Here is a 19,504-nt window from a genome sequence, read left to right on the forward strand (position 1 = left end):
TTAAGCCATGATAAACGCCATTATTCGCTGGTCGGTGCAAAACCCGTTGCTGATACTGCTAAGCACACTGGCGCTGGCATTATTTGGTTATCAGGCCAGCCAACGGCTTAAACTGGATGCGCTGCCAGATTTATCTGATGTTCAGGTGATCATTAAAACCAGCTATCCGGGCCAGACACCGCAAACCATTGAGCAACAGATAAGCTATCCGCTGTCTACTGCCCTGCTGGCAGTACCTAAAACCAAGGCAGTACGCAGCTTTTCAATGCCAAACGACAGCTACCTGTATGTCATTTTTGCCGATGGCACCGATCCATACTGGGCGCGCTCGCGGGTGCTGGAATATCTGCAAACGGTAAGTCTGCCTGCAGGAGCGAAAGCAACACTGGGGCCGGATGCCAGCGGCGTAGGCTGGATTTTCCAGTATGCACTGACCGCAAAAAACGCCCAACTGTCTCTTGAACAACTGAGCAGTCTGCAACAGTTTTACTTAACCCCGGAGCTGCAAAGCGTAACCGGCGTTGCCGAAGTAGCCAGCATTGGCGGTATGGCACTGACCTACCAGCTACAGCTGGATCCACGGCTGATGCGCGCTTACAACGTTAATCTGGCACAGGTAATTGCCGCCATAAACAACCACAATCAGCAGCAGGGTGGCGGTATTATTGAAGTAGCCGAAACCGAATTATTGGTACAGGCCGGCGACTATATTCAGTCACTGCAAGACCTGGCTGCAGTGCCACTTGGCGTGCGCAACAGCGCTGACTATCCGTTAACGCTGGCCGATATCGGCACAGTGCAGCAAGTGCCGGCCGCCCGGCGTGGCATAGCCGAGCTAAATGGTGCAGGCGAAGTCGTGGGCGGAATTATTGTGATGCGCCATGGCGAAAATGCACTTAGCACCATAGCCGCGGTAAAGCGCAAACTGGCCGAACTGAAAAGCGGCCTGCCCGACGGCGTAGAGCTGGTTACTGTGTATGACCGTTCAGTGCTGATTGAAAACACCGTCAGTAATTTAAGCCAGAAGCTGTTAGAAGAAATGGCCGTGGTAGCGTTGGTATGTCTGGTGTTTTTACTGCATGCCCGCTCTGCGCTGGTAGCGGTAATCAGTTTACCACTGGCTTTGCTGGCCAGTATTTTACTGATGCAACTACTGGACATTAATGCCAATGTCATGAGCTTGGGTGGCATTGCCATTGCTATCGGCGCTTTGGTAGACGCGGCTATTGTGATGGTTGAGCATGGCCACAAAAAGCTTGAGCAAGCCAGAGCCGCTGGCAAACAACTGAACAAAGCGGAGTTTCGCCAAACCATAATCGATGCTTGTCTTGATGTTGGCCCGGCGCTGTTTTTCTCTTTGCTGGTGATCACCGTCAGCTTTTTACCGGTATTTATGCTGGAAGCGCAGGAAGGCCGCTTATTTGCGCCGCTGGCCTACACCAAAACCTTTGCCATGGCCGCAGCGGCTATATTGGCTATTACGTTAATTCCGGTACTGATGCTGTATTTATTACGCGGCAAGCTGCCGTCTGAGCACAGCAACCCACTAAGTCGTTTACTGATAGCGCTGTACACACCGCTGTTAATACTGTGCCTGCGTTTTCCCAAAAGCCTGGTGCTGCTAAGTGTGTTAGCACTCAGCTCCAGCCTGTTGCCCTGGCAACGGCTGTCCAGTGAATTTATGCCGGCCTTTGCCGAAGGCGATCTGTTGTATATGCCCACCACGCTGCCCGGTTTAAGCCCGGCGACGGCAGCAAAATTATTGCAGCAAACTGACCGGCTAATAAAAACTGTACCCGAAGTCGACACTGTACTGGGTAAGAGTGGCCGAGCCAATACAGCAACGGATCCGGCGCCACTGACTATGCTGGAAACCAGCATTAAACTCAAACCACCAAGTCAGTGGCGCGAAGGCGTGACGCTTAACGATATTATTGCCCAGCTCGACGCCACGGTGCAGGTTCCCGGATTAACCAATGCCTGGCTACCGCCAATTAAAACCCGCATTGATATGCTATCTACCGGCATTCGCACTGCGGTAGGGGTAAGAGTCAGCGGGCCGGATCTGACTAGCATTTCGCAGGTGACCCAACAGCTTGAAGCCGCGATTAAGCAGCTGCCAGGCAGCCGCTCGGTATTTGCCGAGCGCGCTGAAGATGGCCTCTACCTGCAAATCAGCCCGGATGTACAGCAGCTTGGCCGCTACGGTCTTACGCTGGCTGAACTGCAGCAATATGTGGCATTCGCCATTGGTGGCGCGCCGCTGGCACAAAGTATTCAGGGCCGCGAACGTTACGATATCAGTCTGCGCTTCCCGCGTGATTACCGCAGCCACCCGGATGATATCCGCAAATTGCCGCTGCAAACTACCGATGGCGCCTATCTGTTGCTGGAACAGGTAGCGCAGGTAGAAGTAGTAAAAGGCCCGGTGATGATCCGCGCCGAAAACGCCCGCTTAACCAGTTGGGTATATATCGATTTACCCGCACAAACCCAGCTTGGTGCTTACATCAGCCAGCTGCAACTATTGCTGGCAGAGCAACGTTTTCCGTCTCAGGTCAGTGTTAGCATTGGCGGACAGTATGAATATATGCAACGTGTGACCGAGCGCCTGCAGCAATTAGTCCCCTTTACCCTGCTGTTGATCGTCATTTTACTGTACTTAACTTTCCGCCAGTTCAGCGACGTGCTGCTGGTACTGCTTACCTTGCCATTCGCGCTGAGCGGCAGCCTTTGGCTGCTGTATTTACTCGACTATCAGTTATCGGTGGCGGTAGCGGTTGGTTTAATTGCACTCAGTGGCGTCGCTGCCGAGTTTGCTGTGGTGATGCTGTTGTATTTAAAGCGGGCGGTTGATGATATCAAACCAGAAAATCAGCAGCAGTTATGGCAGGCTATTATGCAAGGTGCAGTGCAGCGGGTACGGCCTAAAGCCATGACGGTACTGACGATAATTGTCAGTTTGTTGCCAATTATGCTCGGCAGTGGTGCCGGTAATGAGGTCATGCAGCGTATTGCCGCGCCAATGCTGGGTGGCATGATAGCCGCACCACTGGTATCGATGCTGCTAATGCCGGTGCTGTATTTTCTGCTGTTGCGACGGGCATTGCCGCAAGTGTAGTAAGCTTAACGGGTGGCGTCCGGTAGTAGCGCTACCTTTTGCCCTATCACCACGCCGTGTTGGGTAAACCAGCCTCGCGGCATTTCCAGTGCAGCTATCACCGGCTGCTGCGATGGCACCGGTGTTTTATCGAACGGCTGCAGCCTGATCAGTTCAGCAATGCGCCAGTCCGGGCCTATATAAGCCACATCCAGCGCCATACTGGTATTGGCCATCCATAGCGATATTGCCGTTGGCTGTGCATAAAGCAGTAACATTCCCGGCTCGGCGCTTTGCTGAAACATCAGCCCCTGCGCGCGCTTCTCCGGTGTATCAGCCAACTGCACGTCAATCAGCTTATCGCCTACCTGCAACGGTACCAGGCTAAAGCTTTCCCGCGGCTGTTCTGCCGCACAGGCCATTAACGGCAGCAGCAACGCCAGCATTACAATCAATCGATTTATCATTATTTATCCCTGCAACAGATAGCTTAAAGCGATGCCGGCAAAAACCAGCATACCTACGTAGTGGTTATGTAAAAACGCGGCGAAACAGCCCTGGCGGCTGGCCGTAGCAAGACGATACTGATAAACAAAACAGCCGGCTGCCAGTAGCAAAAACAGATAATATACCCAGTGCAGTGCCGCCATAGCCCCCACAGCCAGCAACAATGCCAAGGTTACCAGTTGCAGTACGGCAATAACCGGCAAGGCATAATCGCCAAATAAAATGGCTGTCGATTTAATTCCCACTTTAATATCATCCGGCCGGTCGACCAGCGCATAGTATGTATCATACGCCACTGTCCACAGCAGGTTCGCCAGATACAGCAACCACAATAGCGGCGGCAACTGAAGCTGAACCGCCATAAAGGCCATTGGCATACCCCAGCTAAATGCCGCACCAAGCACCACCTGGGGCAAGTGCGTATAGCGCTTCATAAAGGGGTAAACCGCTGCCAGCAGCACCGCCACTACAGATAGCAGCACAGTTTGCCAGTTTAAAAACACCAATAAACCGGCAGACAACGCCAACAGCAGCACGAACAGCTGCAGCGCTTCGCGGCCACTTACCGCACCACTGGCCAGAGGCCGTTGTTTGGTGCGCTCAACTGCACCGTCCCATTTTCGGTCGGCATAATCGTTAATAACGCAGCCGGCAGCACGCATTAACACCACCCCGGCACTGAACACCAGTAACAGATGCAGTGGTGGCACGCCTTCCGCCGCCAGCCACAGCGCCCACCAGGTAGGCCACAGCAGTAAGTAAGTACCAATTGGCTTTTCCAGCCGCATCAGTTGCAAATAATAACGCCAGTTCTTACGCTTTAACGCCGGCATCATGGTGTTGCAACATCCGCTTCGGCCAATTGCAACTCGGTTATTGCCGGCAAAAACACCTCCGCCACTAACAAAGGTAAACCGTTAAGTGAAAAAACCGAGCGCCGGGCATGGCACAAGGCGGCAACGCACTGGGGTAAAGCCAGTTGCAGCTGTGCCGTTTCAATGCTGCCGCGCTGTAAGCCCGGCTGCTGAAAAATGTAATCGCCCAAAGGCCGCTCGCCCAGATCAGCCAACGGCTTTAAGGTTTCGATTGTGTGTGCCGGCAGCCAGCTTTGCGCATAAACGCAGGGCTTATCATCGCACCATAACAGCACTTCGCGCAGCTGCGCAGTAGCGGTACCGGGTAACAATGGCTGTAAAAAAACCGGTAAGGTGCTGCGTTGCTCGTTAAGCAGCTGCACACGAAATTGCCGGCAATAGCGTTTTAACCGTGCCGTCAACGAGGCCGGCTCTAGCAGCCACGGCGCCAGTTGCGACGGCAGGGCTTGCGCTCTGGCAGGTTGCCAATGCACATCGAGAGAAATAGCGGGTGTATTCACAAAAGCACATTCTGTACTGAATAAGTCTGACGGCATCATAGCAAGACCGGGGCAGATTTTCAGCCGCAATAAGCACAGAAAACGGCTTACTGCTGACAAGCTTAACTGGTAAAATGACCGGCTTAACGCTAAGGTTAGTGTCGTTGCTGGCCTATTTTTTATCAACCACAAGTGATACTTATGATCAAAAGCCTGTTGCTTAGCCTGCTACTGTTAGCCGCCCTGCCTACCCAGGCACAAGAACAACCAAAAGAAATTGTGTATTACGGCTTCGACCCGGATATCGTAACAAACTATATTTCCGGCAACCGTCGCAGCCTGGGGTATATCCGCATTACCGTTGAGCTGATGATTGAAGACAAAAGCTTTTTAACGGCTGTAGAGCATCACGAGCCGCTGATCCTGGATATTATTTACGGCACCATCAGCAAGCAGCCGGAAGACAAGATTAAATCATTAACCGGGCGCGAAGAAATACGTCTGGCATTGCTGGATAAATTACAGCAGGCCATGAAAAAAGAAGCCGGCGCCACTATTATCCGTGACCTGCTGTTTACCAAATACCTGTACCAATAAGCCTGAGCTAGTGCCGGGCCTGTTTGCCGCGTAATAACCAGGCCCAGCCGATACCGGCAAGCAAACCGCCCAAATGCGCCCAGTTTGCCATATTGACCCACAACACATCGAAAAAGCCCAATAATAGCCATAACAACATAAAAGCCGCCAGGCCATTGCTGATGTACAGCCCCTGCGTTGCATTTAAGCGGCCAGCCAGCCAAAAATAACCAAACAAGCCATAGACTACACCCGACAACCCACCGAAATTGGCACCAACTAAAAAATACTGCGCCGCATTGGATATTAACGCTATCGACAAACTAACACTGGCTAAGGTTGCAATACCCAGTTGCCGTTCAAACTGCTGCCCCAGATACCACCACCAGGCCAGATTAAATACCAGATGCGTCAGCGAAAAATGTAATAGCACCGGCGTAAACCAGCGCCAGAGTTGTGTCGGGTCGGTCAGTTGCAACAAGGCACTGCTGCTACGCCAGTCAAGTTGTTGCCAGCCATATACCAGCAAGCACAGCGCTAACAGCAACAAGGTAAGCGGCGCCTGCTGCCAAATTTTAACCAGGCTAAAAGCCGGCAGTACCGGGCCTGCCACTGTACCGGGCTGGCTCAGATCCCAGGCCGCCGATTGATAACGTGGATGATCTGGCTGCTGCAAAAACAGTGTCAGCTGCTGTTGTACCTGCTGCTGTTGCTCGGCTGTACCGTACAGCTCGGCAAAATCGGCGCGTTGTACAACGGCATTAACTTCCAACCCCTGCGCAACGCAATACGCCGCAAACAACTGTGCCGCTGCGGCAGAATTTAACTCAGCAAATTTATGCACCGCTGTCACTCACAAAGGGCAACTGACTGCGCCAGCTTTCAAAACCACCGTCCATGCTGTATACCTGCTCAAACCCCTGCTGTGCTAAATACTGCGCCGCACCCTGGCTGGAATTGCCGTGATAACACACCACTACCACCGGCTGCTCAAACTCAAATTGCTGCATAAAACCAACCAAACTGCCATTGGTTAAATGATAAGCGCCATCGATGTGAGCGGCGGCAAAACTTTGCTCATCACGGATATCGGCAATAACCACTTTACCTTCTGCCTGCAATGCCGCAGTTTCTGTTACAGAAATATGTTTAAATTCTTTCATAACTACCTCGTTTTACTCTGCGCTTATCATACCTCAGTGCGCACCTTTTCGCAGTATTCACTGAAAAGCCAACCACTCAACCTACTTTAGTGGTAGTTTGACAATAATTACTGGACACTGATTAAACTATTGTTAACAATACCAACTAAATTGATCGTCATCTCGGAGCCCCTATGTCCAGCCTGATTATTCTGGCTATTTTTGTTGGCCTGCTGTTCTGGGTTATCAGCATTTTTAATACCCTGGTACGGCTGAAAAACCGCTTTCAAAACGCCTTTGCGCAAATTGAAGTGCAGTTAAAGCGCCGGTACGATTTAATTCCTAATTTAGTTGAAACGGCCAAAGCCTATATGGCGCACGAACGCGACACACTGGAGGCCGTTATTGCCGCCCGTAACGCTGCGCTGGCCGGATTAAAAGTAGCCGCCAACAACCCCGGCGACGAAAATGCAATAAACCAGCTGGCCGGAGCCGAAGGCGCGCTGCAGGGCGCGATGAGCCGCCTTAGCGTAGTAATGGAAGCCTACCCTGAGCTGAAAGCTAATCAAAACATGATGCAGCTGACTGAAGAGCTAACCAGCACCGAAAACCGCGTTGCCTTTGCCCGTCAGGCTTTTAATGATGCGGTTACTGAATACAATGCGTATAAGCAGAGTTTTCCGGCACTGCTATTTGCTACCAGTTTTGGCCATGCCACTGATGCAAAATTACTTGAGTTTGCCGACAGCGCCGCAATCCAGGCTGCCCCTAAAGTCAGTTTTTAATCGGGGTCAGGCCGCAACATGAGCAGTAACTTCTTCGCCCAGCAGGATTTGGCGCGGCGCAACACCCGCATTCTGGTGGTGCTGTTTTCACTGGCGGTGCTGTTACTGTTGTTGCTGACCAATATAGTTGCTTTAGTGAGTCTGGGGTTTGTCGACCCGGCCGTTATTAGTGGCATCGAGCACTGGCAAAGCCTACCCTGGCATCTGGTCGCCTGGGTAAGTTTGCTGGTCATTGCCGCTGTCGGTTTAGCGGTGCTGTACAAATGGCAGCAGCTAAAGGCCGGCGGTAAAGTGGTAGCCGTCTCGCTTGGTGGCGTCGTTATTTCTCCCGATAGCGCCGACCCGCTGCAACGTCGTTTACTTAATGTCGTAGAAGAAATGGCACTGGCTGCCGGTACACCGGTGCCGCCGGTGTATTTATTAGCCGAGCCTGGCATTAACGCCTTTGCAGCCGGTTATAGCCCGGCCGATGCCGTTATAGGTGTCACTCAGGGCTGTCTGACACAACTTAACCGTGAGCAATTGCAAGGTGTAATAGCGCATGAGTTCAGCCATATCTTAAACGGCGATATGCGGATGAACATCCGCCTTATTGCCATCTTAAACGGCATTTTGTTTCTCGGCCATATTGGTTACTACATGTTACGTGGCAGCAGAGGCAGCAGCGTGGCCCGAATTGGCTCAGGCCGTTCGTCTAACAATAAAAACAGTGGTGGCGGTATTTTGCTGCTGGCACTGGGGCTGGTAGTTATTGGTTATGTCGGCTCCTTCTTTGGTAATCTGATTAAAGCTGCCGTCAGTCGCCAGCGCGAGTTTCTTGCCGACGCCAGTGCCGTGCAGTTTACCCGCAACCCCGGCGGCATTGCTGGCGCACTAAAGGTTATTGGCAGCCAGAGCAGGCAAAGTAGCATTGCCAACCCTAATGCCGATGAAAGCAGCCATTTATTTTTTGCCGAAGCCATCAGCCGCTGGGCGGCCATTTTTGCCACTCACCCGCCACTGGCACACCGGATAAAACGGCTGGAGCCGCAGTGGAATGGCAAGTTTCCAACACCAGCCAGTGCCAAACCCGACACTGAAACGGCAAACAAAGCCGCCAGCGCCAACACAACCGGCAGCACGAATACCGAACGCCTGCAACAAGCATTGCCGCTATTGCTGCTGCACAGCAGCCGCCAGACTGAGCCGGCACAGGCATTGGTGTGTTGTTTGCTGCTACAACAGGACGACAATAGCCGCAACGAACAATTACGGCTGATTAAACAATTGGGCTCCGTCTCCTTATTGCAACAGGTTGACCAGCTATGTGACACCGTCGCCACGTTAAACGCGCTGCAGCAGGTACAATTGTTGCAACGCCTGATGCCGGCACTTAAAGCGCTACCACAACAGCGCTTTAGTGCGTTCAGCCAGTTAGTACAGGCTTTGTTACATGCCATTGCTGCACCTGGCCTTGGCCCCTGGCTGGTAAGCCAGTTTGTTGAACATAGCCTGGCAACACAGTTTGACCCGTCACAAATCAGCAAGCGTTATAGTACCAAAACGCTGGCACAACTGGCGCCGGCTGTTGCTCAGTTACTGGCGCTGGTTAGTAGCGTTGCCGGCGACAACCAACAACAACAGCAAGCCTGGCAGGCTGCTATCGCGACGCTGGATTTTGGCCTAGACGCAAAGCCAAGCGTAAGCCTGTCAGAACTTAGCCGGCAATTACCTGCCTTACTGACCCTGGCCCCGCTGCAAAAACAACAGTTATGGCAGGCGCTTGAAGCCTGCGTCCAGGCTGATCAGTTGCTACAAACCAATGAGCAAGCCTTGCTGCTGGCGTTGGCACTGCTGCTTGAAATGCCCTACCAAACTGCAACGAAAGCCTGACAACAGCGCTGCAGCCAAAGCCGTTAACGGTAACCTGAGTGTTTATCTGTTGGATTATTGCCCGGCACCCTTTAGCATCGGGCTAATTTCAGGTAGAATTAGCGCCCATTTTTAAGCAGGAAACCGTCATGACCGATAATCGCTTGTTTTTGTTGTACGATACGTCGTTTGACGAGATGGATGCCGAAGGCAGTCCGGGTTTTGGCTATGTCCTGCTATTTAACAGCGCCGACGCCGAGCAATATCAGGCCGGGGAAAATCCCAGCTGTGCTGCCGTATCTATGCTGTTTACCGATCATTCCGACGGCAGTATCAGTGGTGACCTGCTTGGCTGGGCTCATCTGGACGCCGACATTTTTCAGCAATTCCCGCTCGGGCAGTTTTTCTTGTTGATGGAGCAAGCTGCACAAGTGGCGATCAATGCTTACCGTCAGGTCGGCCAGGTGCCAGATCGGCTGGTGGCACAACATCTGGATGATGACGAGCTGATCCAATTCGATGTGCAATTTAACGATTTGCAACTCAATGAACAACAATCAGAGCAGCAGCTGGCACAAACCCTGATGTCAGGCCGGCCTTATCTGGATTCTTAACGGTACTGACTGTAGTATAATTCAGGTTCGCCACAGCCCTACTGCGCAGTTACTATAACGCAGTGTACTTAGACTAGGTTCCGGAGAAAGCGTTATGGCGCAGGCCATTGATATGTCAGCAATTGAACAGGCGTTAACCGGCTTTACCATACCACCACAGCCGGAAATCCTGCAGCATATTCAACAGCAACTGGATATGCCCGAGCCCAACATCAAGCGTATTTCCGCGCTGATTAATCTGGATATCGGCATTGCCGGCTTTACCCTCAAAGTGGTTAACTCGGCGTTCTTTGGTTTGCGGCGTAAAATTACCTCGGTAGAGCATGCCTGTAAGTTTCTCGGCGTTAACCGCGTAATTAAGTTGGTGCGCAGTGTATTGCTACGTTTTACGCTGGCCGAAGGCTGCAACGACAAATTCAGTTTAAAAATGTGGGCAAGTGCGTTGCAAACGGCCAACATTGCCATGACGTTGGCGAAGCATTTTAATTTCAGCCAGGATATTCAGGACGACTGCTACAGTCTGGGCTTGTTTCACAACGCCGGCATTGCCCTTATTCATCAGCAGGTTGATAGCTACGAGCAGACAATGCAGCAAGGCCTGCAGCAAGGCCGTGGTTACAGCGAAATTGAAGAACAGTATTTTCAAACCTGTCACGAGGTGCTGGGCTATCTGATCGCCGAATCCTGGAGCCTAACCCCTGAACTGTGCAATGTAATTGCCTATCACCATAGCCCGGCCTTAATGCTGGAGTCTGACAGTGAGCTGGAAAAACAGTTGTTTGCGCTGTTAAAACTGGCAGAGCATTTTAGCGGCGAAAGCCGGCAATTGTTTAATATCACCTTAGATCCGGAATGGGAGCAGCATAAAAGCGCCATCCTCGATGTTCTGGAGCTTGAACCGTTGCAATTGCCAGAACTGGCTGAACTGCTGCACCGGGCGCAGGTCAGTACCATCTATTCCGTCTGAGCATGGTGCACCACAAGCTGCATTTGCCCGAAAAGCGCTGCCCGCAGTGTGGCCTGACATTTAGCTGGCGCAAAAAATGGCAATTAAACTGGGACAAGGTTATTTACTGCTCTGAGCGTTGCCGCCGCAGCAAAACCCCTGATAAAACCGAAAACTAATGAACATTATTCTGGCTCCGATGGAAGGTGTGGTCGACGCCCTGATGCGCGACATGTTAACGCGGATTGGCGGTTACGATTTATGCATCACCGAATTTATCCGCGTGGTAGATCAACAGCTACCGGCCCGGGTTTTTACCCGTTTATGTCCGGAGCTACTCACCGGCGGTAAAACCTTTGCCGGCACGCCGGTGCGGGTACAATTACTGGGTCAGGAGCCCAACTGGCTGGCCGAAAATGCAGTACGTGCCGTCGAGCTTGGCTCAGCCGGTGTCGATTTAAACTTTGGCTGTCCAGCCAAAACCGTGAACAAAAGCCGCGGTGGTGCGGTATTGTTAAAAGAAACAGAGCAGCTATACCGCATAGTCAAAGCGGTACGCGATGCCGTACCACAACAGTTCCCGGTTAGCGCAAAAATTCGTCTAGGCTACGACGATACCAGCTTAACGCTGGATAATGCCGCTGCGATAGCCGCTGCAGGTGCCAATATGCTTACTGTGCATGCCCGTACTAAAACGGACGGCTACCGGCCACCGGCGTACTGGCCCTGGATTGCTAAAATCAAACAGCACGTTAGCATACCCTTAGTAGCTAATGGCGAGATCTGGAATGCCACCGACGCCGCCTTATGCCGGCAACAGTCAGAATGCACTGACATTATGCTTGGCCGCGGCGCACTGGCGCTGCCTAATTTAGCCCGCACTATCAGCCATGGCGATGCCGTTATGCCCTGGCCACGCGTGCTTGAATTGCTGATGCAGTATTCTGAATTTGAAATCTGTGGTGATAAAAGCCAGTACTACAGTAACCGGATTAAACAATGGTTTAGTTATTTAAAACTGCAATACCCACAGGCTGCGGAGTTATTTGTGCAATTACGCCTGTTGCGAAAAAGCAGCGATATTCTGCATACCCTACAGCAGGCGCGACACAGCGCCCCAGCTTAACCACACTTATAAATTGGCTAAATGTTAGCCATCATTGCTGACAATCCGGTAAAGCATTGAATAAAGACTATACTCCTCAGACAGTTAGTTTAAGGAGAATACTTTATGCCAATACAGGTCGCCGTGCTGCAGGAAAGCCGGCCACAGGAAAAACGCGTTGCCATGGTACCCGCCGTGGCCGACAAACTCAGCAAGCTCGGTTGTAACATCAGTATGCTAAGCGGTGCCGGCCTGGCCAGTAAACTGCCCGACAGCGCCTATAGCAATGTTAACTTTGTTACCAGCGCTGAGCAGCTGCTGGCAGATGCCGACATAGTGCTGGCCGTGCAGCCGCCGACAACCAGCCAAATTGCGCTGTTAAAACCCGGCGCTATCTTAATCAGCTTTGTTTACCAGCACAAAGAAGCGGACCTCACCCGCTTGTTATGTGACAAAAATATCACCAGCTTTGCGATGGAACAGGTACCGCGCATTAGCCGCGCCCAGGCGATGGATGCACTGTCGTCGCAAGCCGCACTGGCCGGTTACTACGCAGCGCTGCTCGGTGCCACACAGCTGGCCCGCATCCTGCCGATGATGACTACAGCGGTAGGCTCTATCCGCCCGGCGCGTTGTCTGGTAATGGGGCTGGGTGTCGCCGGCTTACAAGCCCTGGCTACCGCCCGGCGCCTTGGCGCCATTACCGAAGGCTATGATGTCAGGCCCGAAACCAAAGAGCAGGCCGAATCCCTGGGCGCCAAGTTTGTTGATACCGGTGTCGATGCCCGGGGCGAAGGCGGCTATGCCCGCGAACTGACACAGGATGAGAAAGACAAAATCGCCAGTGTGGTAACACAGCATATTCAACAGGCCGATATTGTCATTACCACCGCTGCGATTCCGGGGCGCCCGTCACCCAAACTGATTAGTAAAGCCCAGGTAGAGGGTATGAAACTGGGTGCCGTGATCATCGACCTGGCCGCCGAAGGCGGTGGTAACTGCGAATACAGCGTACCGGGTGAAACCATACAGCAGGGCCAAATCAGCATAGTCGCACCGCTGAATGTGCCGTCGATGCTGGCCGAACATGCTTCCGAGCTGTATGCCAAAAATCTGCTGAATTTATTGCAGCTGTTTGTCATTGACGGCGAAATTAAACTGGATTGGCAAGATGAAGTGCTGGCAAAAACGGTACTGACACATCAGGGCGAGATTAAACCCGCTGCGGTCAAGGCCGCACTGACACAACAACAATAAGCTGTAATTAATTACTGACTTTGGGGGACAATATGGATTACACCACCACCATCTTAACCGGCTTTGTCGCGCTGTATATTTTTATGCTGGCGGCCTTTACCGGCTTTGAAATCATCGGCCGGGTGCCGGCCATTCTGCACACACCGCTGATGTCCGGCTCTAACTTTATTCACGGTATCGTCGTTGTTGGCGCGCTGTGGGCGCTGTTAAATGCCAGTTCGCTACCACAGCAGATCATTGGCTTTGTTGGCGTGTTATTGGGTGCCGGTAATGCCGCAGGTGGCTATGTGGTTACCGAGCGCATGCTGCAAATGTTTAAACCGTCCAGCAAAACCACTAAGGAGTAAGGCATGAACACAGCTTTACTCATCGACAGCAGCTATTTTATAGCCGCCTTTTTGTTTATTTATGGCTTAAAACGCATGTCATCGCCGCTGACAGCCCGTTCCGGTATTGTCGTTGCCGGTTGGGGCATGGTACTGGCGGTACTGGCCAGCTTTTTGTATACGCTGGATGTAAACGAAGCCGCCAAACCACACCTTAACACCAACATCGTACTGGCGCTGCTTGCATTGGTGCTTGGCCTTGGCTGGGCCTGGCGCAGCGGTAAAAAAGTCGCGATGACCGAGATGCCGCAAATGGTGGCACTGTACAACGGTATGGGGGGTGGCGCTGCCGCTGCTATAGCTGCCATAGAGCTGATTGGTTACAAAACCCATGGCACTGTATCGCTTAGCCTGGCAGTGTTAGGTGGCTTAATTGGTGCTATGGCGTTATCGGGCTCGTTAATTGCCTGGGCCAAACTGGATGGCCGTATTAACGGCACTCTGCGCTTTAGTGCCCTGCAACTGGTTAACGGCAGCCTGTTGTTAGTGCTGTTCGCTATTGGCGCTTACATCGTCTGGTTAGGCGGCGCGGTAGAATGGCCGTTATTCGCGCTGTTTTTTGCCCTGGCACTGCTGTATGGCGTAATGATGACTATGCCCATTGGCGGTGCTGATATGCCGGTGGTGATATCCTTATACAACGCCTTTACCGGCTTAGCCGTCGGCTTTGAAGGCTATGTACTGAACAACCCGGCGCTGATGATTGCCGGTATGGTGGTTGGCTCGGCCGGCTCCTTGCTGACTCTGCTAATGGCAAAAGCGATGAACCGTTCGGTCGCCAATGTGCTGTTTTCTAACTTTGGTGCCGCCAGTGATGAAGACGATGCTGATATCGCCGGCAGCCAGAAGCCGATAGATGCCGCGGACGCCGGTATTAATATGCGTTATGCCAGCAAGGTTATCATAGCGCCCGGTTATGGTCTGGCGGTCGCTCAGGCCCAGCACAAACTGTTTGAACTGGTAAAACTGCTGCAAGACGCCGGAGTTGAGGTTAAGTTTGCTATTCACCCGGTAGCCGGGCGGATGCCGGGCCATATGAATGTGCTGTTAGCTGAAGCGGGTGTGCCGTACGATATTATCTTTGATATGGAAGATATTAACGGCGAGTTTAAAGAAGCTGACGTTGCCATAGTTATTGGTGCCAACGACACGGTCAACCCGGCGGCACGCACTAATAAAAGCTCGCCGATTTACGGCATGCCGGTACTGAATGTTGATATGGCCAAGCAGGTGTATGTGGTAAAACGTGGCCAGGGCAAGGGCTATTCCGGCGTGGAAAACGCGCTGTTTTATGCTGACAATACCCAGATGGTGTATGGCGATGCACAAAAAGTGATGGTCGCAATGATCCAGGCCATTAAATCACTGGCAGGCGGCCATTAGGCCGTTTTTTTGCCGCTAATAGCAGAAGCAGGCTCCACCAGCATTAATATGTGTTATAACAGCTAGTAACACCAAGGTTGGGGGAGCCTGCTATTGATGAGTCCGCAAACTTGCATAAAACTGCTATTACTTCTGGTCTTGTTGCTGAGTTCTGCATACTGCCGCGCTAATCAGCCGCTGTCTTTGCAACACTACAGTATTGAAAGCTGGACGACTCAAGACGGCTTACCCCACTCTTCTATCAATGATATTACCCAAACTGCCGATGGTTATTTGTGGCTGGCCACCTGGGAAGGGCCGGTACGCTACAATGGCGACAATTTTAAAGCCTTTAACCGTAAAGATACCGCCGTGCTGGCCAATGCCGGCATCCGCAACTTTACTTTGGCAGCTGACGGCAGCTTGTATCTGGCCGGTGTCAACGGCGATGTGATCCGCTTTAACCAGCAACAATGGTCGTCCTTTCGGGCGGTAAATAGCATGCTGTTTGATATTCTGCCGCTGGCTGATGCTGACTACTTAATGGCAACTGCCGGCAGCGGTCTGCTACGGCTAACCGGCGCTGAGCAACAACGTATAACCCGGGCCGATGGTTTACCGGCCGATCTTATTTATAAAATTAAACAAAGCCCGGGTGGCGGCATCTGGCTTGCAACGGCTGCAGGTCTGGTCAAATTTAATCCCGACAGTACAGAGCCCGCCGTGCTGCAGCACTATTTTCCGGCGCAACAGGTGTATGATTTGTTGTTTCACGATAATGGTAGCTTTATTGTCGCTACTGACAGCGGCGTTTACCGTGGCTGGCACCATGATGCCAGCCCCCGCTTTGAGCAGCTTACCGATAAGGCGGCTGCAACTTTACTCGTTGATCACTATGGCATGCTATGGTTTGGTGGCGTCAGTGCCGATCTGTACCGGCTAAATACTGCCAATCAGGTAGAGGCATTACGGCTGGATAATGATCTGAGTGCCAACCGCGTGTTGTCATTGTTTCAGGACCGTGAACATAATATCTGGGTTGGCACCAGTAACGGCTTAAAGCGGGTACGCGAAGTGCCGTTTACCAATCTGACAACCTATAACGGTTTACAGGATAACTTTGTCCGTACTGTGCTGGAACATCCGGACGGCAGCTTGTGGATAGGCAGTACCGCCGGGCTGGATCGCTATGCAACCGATGGCAGCATCACGCCGGTACTGCAGCACACCTCGGTACTGAGCCTGGCATTGGGCCAGCACGACAGTATTTGGGTAGGCACCCATAATCAGGGGCTATTACATATTGCCGGGCAACAACTGCTGCGACAATACGGCACGGCCGACGGCCTGGCATCAAACAATATCCGCGCCATTCTTCCGAGTAACAATACCCTTTGGCTGGCCACCGCCAATGGTGTGCACCTGCTGAACAGCGACAGTGGCACTATCAGCCGCATACCGACACCAACTCATAACAGCTACATTTTGTCGTTACAATTGCTACCGGATAACCGGCTAGTAATTGGCACCAACGAAGGTGCCGGCATCTGGTATGACAACACTTATACGCCACTGTCTGTGCAGCCCGAAAATAATGAACGACGGGTACTGGGCCAGTGGTTTGAGCAAAGTAGCGGTGACATCTGGCTGGCAACAGACAAAGGCCTGGGCCGCTTTCGTCAGCAACAACTGCGCTTCATCGGCCTGGAAGCCGGTCTGCTATCTGATACTGTGCTGCAAGTGGTCGCCGACCGGCTGGGTAACTTATGGCTGACTACCAACCGCGGCATAGTGAGGGTTAATCTGGCGGCAGCCAATGCCTATCTGGACAATCCAGCCAGCCCGCTGGCGTTGCAACTGTTTAATGAAAAAGACGGCATGCGCAATGCACAAACTAATGGCGGCTCTTCACCGGCCGCTATTACCCGGGCCGATGGCAGTATCGCCGTTGCCACCGCAGGTGGCGTAGCTATTATTCAGCCACAGCTGCTGCATAGGTTTGAACTGCAAACGCCGCTTATTCAGTTTGAAAGCATCATGGCTGACGGTCAGCAGCAACCACCAGGCGATTTGATCACCTTAAAAGCCGGCACCGAGCGGCTGGCCGTCCGTCTGGCTGGTTTAGGCTTTGTTGCACCGGAACGTTTGCGCTTTCGCAGTAAACTCCAAGGTTTTGATGAAAACTGGATTGAACGTGATGATCTGCGGTTAACCGAATACACTAATCTGTCGCCAGGACTTTACCAGTTTGAGGCGGCTGTATCTTACGCCGGCGGCGACTGGAGCCCGGCAATCAGCCAGCAGTTTTTACTGCAGCCCTATTTCTGGCAACGTAAACTGTTTGGGTTTGTGCTGTTTTGCATCAGCCTGCTGTCGATTACCTTTATCATGCGCTGGCGCATCAGACAAAGCCTGGCGCGCGAACAGCAACTGCAGCAGTTAGTGGCAGAAAAAACCCAAGCACTGCAATTGCAAACTACACACCTGCTTGAAATGGACAAAGAGCGGCAACAGTTGTTAAACAAAATACAGCAACAAGCTGATTTTTTTGCTGCCCAGGCCAGATTGGACAGCCTGACCGGGCTTGGCAACCGCAGGGCATTTGAGGAATCTTGCCGCAATGAATTTATCCGCATTCAGCGCTACCCGCACCCTTTGTGTCTGGCCATTGTTGATATCGACCACTTTAAATCGATCAATGACAACTGGTCACATACTGTTGGCGATTACGTGTTACAACGGGTAGCTAAAGCCTTGCAAGCCGGATGCCGCGAAACCGATATTACCGCGCGCTGGGGCGGCGAAGAATTTGTACTGCTATTGCCAGAAACCACGACAGAGCAAGCCTTAACGATTTGCGAAAAACTGCGCCAGCGCATCAGCGAGCTGGATTTATCCGATATCGCCGGTGATTTGCATGTTACGGCCAGCTTTGGTGTTGCTTTGCGCCAGCAGGAGCCGGCTTTTGAAGCAGTACTAACCAAAGCAGACAAGGCGCTATACGCGGCCAAAGTCGCTGGCCGTAATCGCGTAATGCTGGCAGACGATTAACCCGGCTTGCTGGCAGCGTTTAGCTGGCGATGACACAGCAACCCCAGAGTTTGCAGTGCCCGCTCTAAGCGGGCGTCCGGCGGCACTGCACAGTTTAAGCGGATAAAATTGCTAAACAGCGGCTTTTGCCGCGCTGGCGTTGGCGAAAATATCGTGCCCGGCGCTATGCTGATTTTTTCAGCCAGTGCCTGCTGCGCCAATAAATACCCATCTACACCGGCTGGCAGCTCGACCCAGAGAACAAAGCCGCCCTGCGGTTGGCTAACCCGGGTACCGGCTGGAAACAACCGGCCGATACTGCTGCTGATGCGGCTAATGGCTGCCTGATACTGTGGCCGCACCTGACGTAAATGCCGCTCATACTGGCCATTTTTTAACAGCCTGGCCACCGCCAACTGCGGCAAGGCTGCACTGCTGATATTGCTGATAAATTTAAGGTACTCCAGTTTGGCAGTATGTTTGGGCGCGATTACCCAGCCCAGGCGTAAATCAGGTGACAACGTTTTAGAAAAAGTACTGCAGTAAAAAATATCCTGCTGCGCTGCCAGCGCTAAGCAACTGGCGGGCCTGGTGGCGGCAAAACCTAAATCACCATAGGTATCATCTTCAATTAGTGCGATACCACGCTCGCCCAGCATAGCCGCAATACGTTGTTTATGGCTGGCCGGCATCAGGCTGCCAAGCGGATTACTGTAGTTGGCAATTAACACGCAGGCCTTTACCGGCCACTGCTCTAAAGCCTGCTGCAGCACGTCTGGCGCTATACCGGTTTGTGCATCGGTGGGCAGCGCTAAGGCCTGTAAGCCAGCGGCCTCCAACGCCTGCAGCAAGCCATAAAACGCCGGCGATTCTATCACCACCACATCGCCCGGCTGGGTTACGGCCTTTAAACTCAGCATCAGCGCTTCCTGACAGCCGTTGGTAATAATAACCTGCTCCGGTGATACCACAGCGCCATGCAGCGCCATACGCCGGGCTATTTGCAACCTCAGCTCAGGTGCGCCGCGGCTGGCTTCGTAACGCATTAAACGGGTCGGATCCGTTTTCATTACCTGCTGTAAGGCTTTATGCAGCGCATGCTGTGGTAAAAACGTCAGTGCCGGCACTGCAGCACCCAGTGCCATAAAAGCAGGGTCCGCCGCCGCTTTTGACAAGGTCAGCGCCATTTGCTGGCTGCTAACGATACTGGGAACAACACTTGGTGCTATTACCGTACTGCTAAGTGGCGGCGGTTGATAACGGGCTTTTACCACATAACCGCTGCGGCTATTGGCCTGTAAATAGCCATCTGCTTCCAGCTGGCGGTAACTGGCCACTACGGTAGATACACTAAGCGTGCGCCTTTTAGCCAGCTCACGCACACCAGGCAAGCGGTCACCACAGGCATACTGCCCCTGCTCTATCTGTTGCTGTAGCTCCTGCGCTAATTGCTGGTAACGAAACATCGCAGCTGCACCTTATCCATTGA

18 protein-coding genes are annotated in these 19,504 nt (G+C 52.5%); 12 read left to right on the top strand and 6 right to left on the bottom strand.

All coding sequences use genetic code 11. The features are described 5' to 3' along the window. Window positions 1-7: 7 nt before the first annotated feature. A complete protein-coding gene (locus MN202_RS16055; protein ID WP_335737153.1) occupies window positions 8-3,121 on the top strand; it encodes an efflux RND transporter permease subunit in 3,114 nt (1,037 codons plus the stop codon). A gap of 5 nt (window positions 3,122-3,126) precedes the next feature. On the opposite strand, the gene MN202_RS16060 is transcribed toward MN202_RS16055, so the two are convergent. The 3 genes from MN202_RS16060 to MN202_RS16070 are packed head-to-tail and all read right to left on the bottom strand — an operon-like array spanning window position 3,127 to window position 5,021. Next, on the bottom strand, window positions 3,127-3,567 hold the full coding sequence (locus MN202_RS16060; protein WP_335737154.1) for a DUF192 domain-containing protein: 441 nt from the start codon (window positions 3,565-3,567) through the stop codon (window positions 3,127-3,129). A 3-nt stretch (window positions 3,568-3,570) separates the two neighbouring features. Next, the gene (gene ubiA / locus MN202_RS16065; protein ID WP_335737155.1) at window positions 3,571-4,443 is read right to left on the bottom strand and encodes a 4-hydroxybenzoate octaprenyltransferase; all 873 of its coding nucleotides are present in this window, start codon (window positions 4,441-4,443) and stop codon (window positions 3,571-3,573) included. After that, window positions 4,440-5,021, bottom strand: a complete 582-nt coding sequence (locus MN202_RS16070; RefSeq protein WP_335737156.1) for a chorismate--pyruvate lyase family protein — start codon at window positions 5,019-5,021, stop codon at window positions 4,440-4,442. Before MN202_RS16070 ends, ubiA begins: the two co-directional genes overlap by 4 nt. A 141-nt stretch (window positions 5,022-5,162) precedes the next feature. On the opposite strand from MN202_RS16070, the gene MN202_RS16075 reads away from it, so the two are divergent. Then, a complete protein-coding gene (locus MN202_RS16075; RefSeq protein WP_335737157.1) occupies window positions 5,163-5,558 on the top strand; it encodes a flagellar basal body-associated FliL family protein in 396 nt (131 codons plus the stop codon). Window positions 5,559-5,565: 7 nt separating this feature from the next. Here the strand turns inward: MN202_RS16075 and glpG are convergent, their stop codons facing one another. Beyond that, a complete protein-coding gene (glpG, locus tag MN202_RS16080) occupies window positions 5,566-6,381 on the bottom strand; it encodes a rhomboid family intramembrane serine protease GlpG (protein ID WP_335737158.1) in 816 nt (271 codons plus the stop codon). Further along, window positions 6,374-6,700, bottom strand: coding sequence for a thiosulfate sulfurtransferase GlpE (gene glpE / locus MN202_RS16085; protein WP_335737159.1), 327 nt, complete (start codon window positions 6,698-6,700; stop codon window positions 6,374-6,376). The genes glpG and glpE overlap by 8 nt, the downstream gene beginning before the upstream one ends. 173 nt (window positions 6,701-6,873) lie before the next feature. Between glpE and MN202_RS16090 the strand changes: the two genes are divergently transcribed. The 10 genes from MN202_RS16090 (at window position 6,874) to MN202_RS16135 (ending at window position 18,036) form a co-directional block, all read left to right on the top strand. After that, entirely contained in the window at window positions 6,874-7,464 is a 591-nt protein-coding gene (locus tag MN202_RS16090; protein WP_335737160.1) for a LemA family protein, read from the top strand. An 18-nt stretch (window positions 7,465-7,482) separates the two neighbouring features. Beyond that, a complete protein-coding gene (locus MN202_RS16095) occupies window positions 7,483-9,336 on the top strand; it encodes a M48 family metallopeptidase (RefSeq protein WP_335737161.1) in 1,854 nt (617 codons plus the stop codon). A 128-nt stretch (window positions 9,337-9,464) separates the two neighbouring features. After that, window positions 9,465-9,929 (top strand): hypothetical protein, encoded by a 465-nt coding sequence (locus MN202_RS16100; RefSeq protein ID WP_335737162.1) that lies wholly within the window; start codon window positions 9,465-9,467, stop codon window positions 9,927-9,929. 94 nt (window positions 9,930-10,023) lie between these two features. Beyond that, entirely contained in the window at window positions 10,024-10,896 is an 873-nt protein-coding gene (locus tag MN202_RS16105; protein WP_335737163.1) for an HDOD domain-containing protein, read from the top strand. 2 nt (window positions 10,897-10,898) lie between these two features. Continuing rightward, complete coding sequence (locus MN202_RS16110) at window positions 10,899-11,054, top strand: DUF2256 domain-containing protein (protein ID WP_335737164.1); 156 nt, start codon at window positions 10,899-10,901, stop codon at window positions 11,052-11,054. Then, window positions 11,054-12,001: a tRNA-dihydrouridine synthase gene (locus MN202_RS16115; RefSeq protein WP_335737165.1), complete on the top strand. Its 948-nt coding sequence runs from the start codon at window positions 11,054-11,056 to the stop codon at window positions 11,999-12,001. The genes MN202_RS16110 and MN202_RS16115 overlap by 1 nt, the downstream gene beginning before the upstream one ends. A gap of 105 nt (window positions 12,002-12,106) precedes the next feature. Further along, window positions 12,107-13,237 (top strand): NAD(P) transhydrogenase subunit alpha, encoded by a 1,131-nt coding sequence (locus MN202_RS16120; RefSeq protein WP_335737166.1) that lies wholly within the window; start codon window positions 12,107-12,109, stop codon window positions 13,235-13,237. A 32-nt stretch (window positions 13,238-13,269) separates the two neighbouring features. Beyond that, window positions 13,270-13,584, top strand: coding sequence for an NAD(P) transhydrogenase subunit alpha part 2 (locus MN202_RS16125; protein ID WP_335737167.1), 315 nt, complete (start codon window positions 13,270-13,272; stop codon window positions 13,582-13,584). Window positions 13,585-13,587: 3 nt separating this feature from the next. Further along, window positions 13,588-15,006: an NAD(P)(+) transhydrogenase (Re/Si-specific) subunit beta gene (locus tag MN202_RS16130; RefSeq protein ID WP_335737168.1), complete on the top strand. Its 1,419-nt coding sequence runs from the start codon at window positions 13,588-13,590 to the stop codon at window positions 15,004-15,006. Window positions 15,007-15,102: 96 nt separating this feature from the next. Beyond that, window positions 15,103-18,036 carry a diguanylate cyclase gene (locus MN202_RS16135; RefSeq protein WP_335737169.1) on the top strand — a complete coding sequence of 978 codons (2,934 nt, stop codon included), beginning with the start codon at window positions 15,103-15,105 and terminating at the stop codon, window positions 18,034-18,036. Here the strand turns inward: MN202_RS16135 and MN202_RS16140 are convergent. Continuing rightward, complete coding sequence (locus tag MN202_RS16140; protein ID WP_335737170.1) at window positions 18,033-19,481, bottom strand: aminotransferase-like domain-containing protein; 1,449 nt, start codon at window positions 19,479-19,481, stop codon at window positions 18,033-18,035. The genes MN202_RS16135 and MN202_RS16140 overlap by 4 nt on opposite strands. Between the last annotated feature and the right edge of the window lie 23 nt (window positions 19,482-19,504).

Source organism: Rheinheimera muenzenbergensis, assembly GCF_036984005.1.
GTDB lineage: Bacteria > Pseudomonadota > Gammaproteobacteria > Enterobacterales > Alteromonadaceae > Alishewanella > Alishewanella muenzenbergensis.

Excerpts from the sequence above, each read along its gene's own strand:
- MN202_RS16075 (WP_335737157.1), top strand. The coding sequence starts at position 5,163 with ATGATCAAAAGCCTGTTGCTTAGCCTGCTACTGTTAGCCGCCCTGCCT.
- MN202_RS16090 (WP_335737160.1), top strand. The coding sequence starts at position 6,874 with ATGTCCAGCCTGATTATTCTGGCTATTTTTGTTGGCCTGCTGTTCTGG.
- MN202_RS16115 (WP_335737165.1), top strand. The coding sequence starts at position 11,054 with ATGAACATTATTCTGGCTCCGATGGAAGGTGTGGTCGACGCCCTGATG.
- MN202_RS16095 (WP_335737161.1), top strand. The coding sequence starts at position 7,483 with ATGAGCAGTAACTTCTTCGCCCAGCAGGATTTGGCGCGGCGCAACACC.
- MN202_RS16070 (WP_335737156.1), bottom strand. The coding sequence starts at position 5,021 with ATGATGCCGTCAGACTTATTCAGTACAGAATGTGCTTTTGTGAATACA.
- MN202_RS16125 (WP_335737167.1), top strand. The coding sequence starts at position 13,270 with ATGGATTACACCACCACCATCTTAACCGGCTTTGTCGCGCTGTATATT.
- MN202_RS16055 (WP_335737153.1), top strand. The coding sequence starts at position 8 with ATGATAAACGCCATTATTCGCTGGTCGGTGCAAAACCCGTTGCTGATA.
- MN202_RS16135 (WP_335737169.1), top strand. The coding sequence starts at position 15,103 with ATGAGTCCGCAAACTTGCATAAAACTGCTATTACTTCTGGTCTTGTTG.
- ubiA (WP_335737155.1), bottom strand. The coding sequence starts at position 4,443 with ATGATGCCGGCGTTAAAGCGTAAGAACTGGCGTTATTATTTGCAACTG.
- MN202_RS16140 (WP_335737170.1), bottom strand. The coding sequence starts at position 19,481 with ATGTTTCGTTACCAGCAATTAGCGCAGGAGCTACAGCAACAGATAGAG.
- MN202_RS16105 (WP_335737163.1), top strand. The coding sequence starts at position 10,024 with ATGGCGCAGGCCATTGATATGTCAGCAATTGAACAGGCGTTAACCGGC.
- glpE (WP_335737159.1), bottom strand. The coding sequence starts at position 6,700 with ATGAAAGAATTTAAACATATTTCTGTAACAGAAACTGCGGCATTGCAG.
- MN202_RS16130 (WP_335737168.1), top strand. The coding sequence starts at position 13,588 with ATGAACACAGCTTTACTCATCGACAGCAGCTATTTTATAGCCGCCTTT.
- MN202_RS16060 (WP_335737154.1), bottom strand. The coding sequence starts at position 3,567 with ATGATAAATCGATTGATTGTAATGCTGGCGTTGCTGCTGCCGTTAATG.
- MN202_RS16110 (WP_335737164.1), top strand. The coding sequence starts at position 10,899 with ATGGTGCACCACAAGCTGCATTTGCCCGAAAAGCGCTGCCCGCAGTGT.
- MN202_RS16100 (WP_335737162.1), top strand. The coding sequence starts at position 9,465 with ATGACCGATAATCGCTTGTTTTTGTTGTACGATACGTCGTTTGACGAG.
- MN202_RS16120 (WP_335737166.1), top strand. The coding sequence starts at position 12,107 with ATGCCAATACAGGTCGCCGTGCTGCAGGAAAGCCGGCCACAGGAAAAA.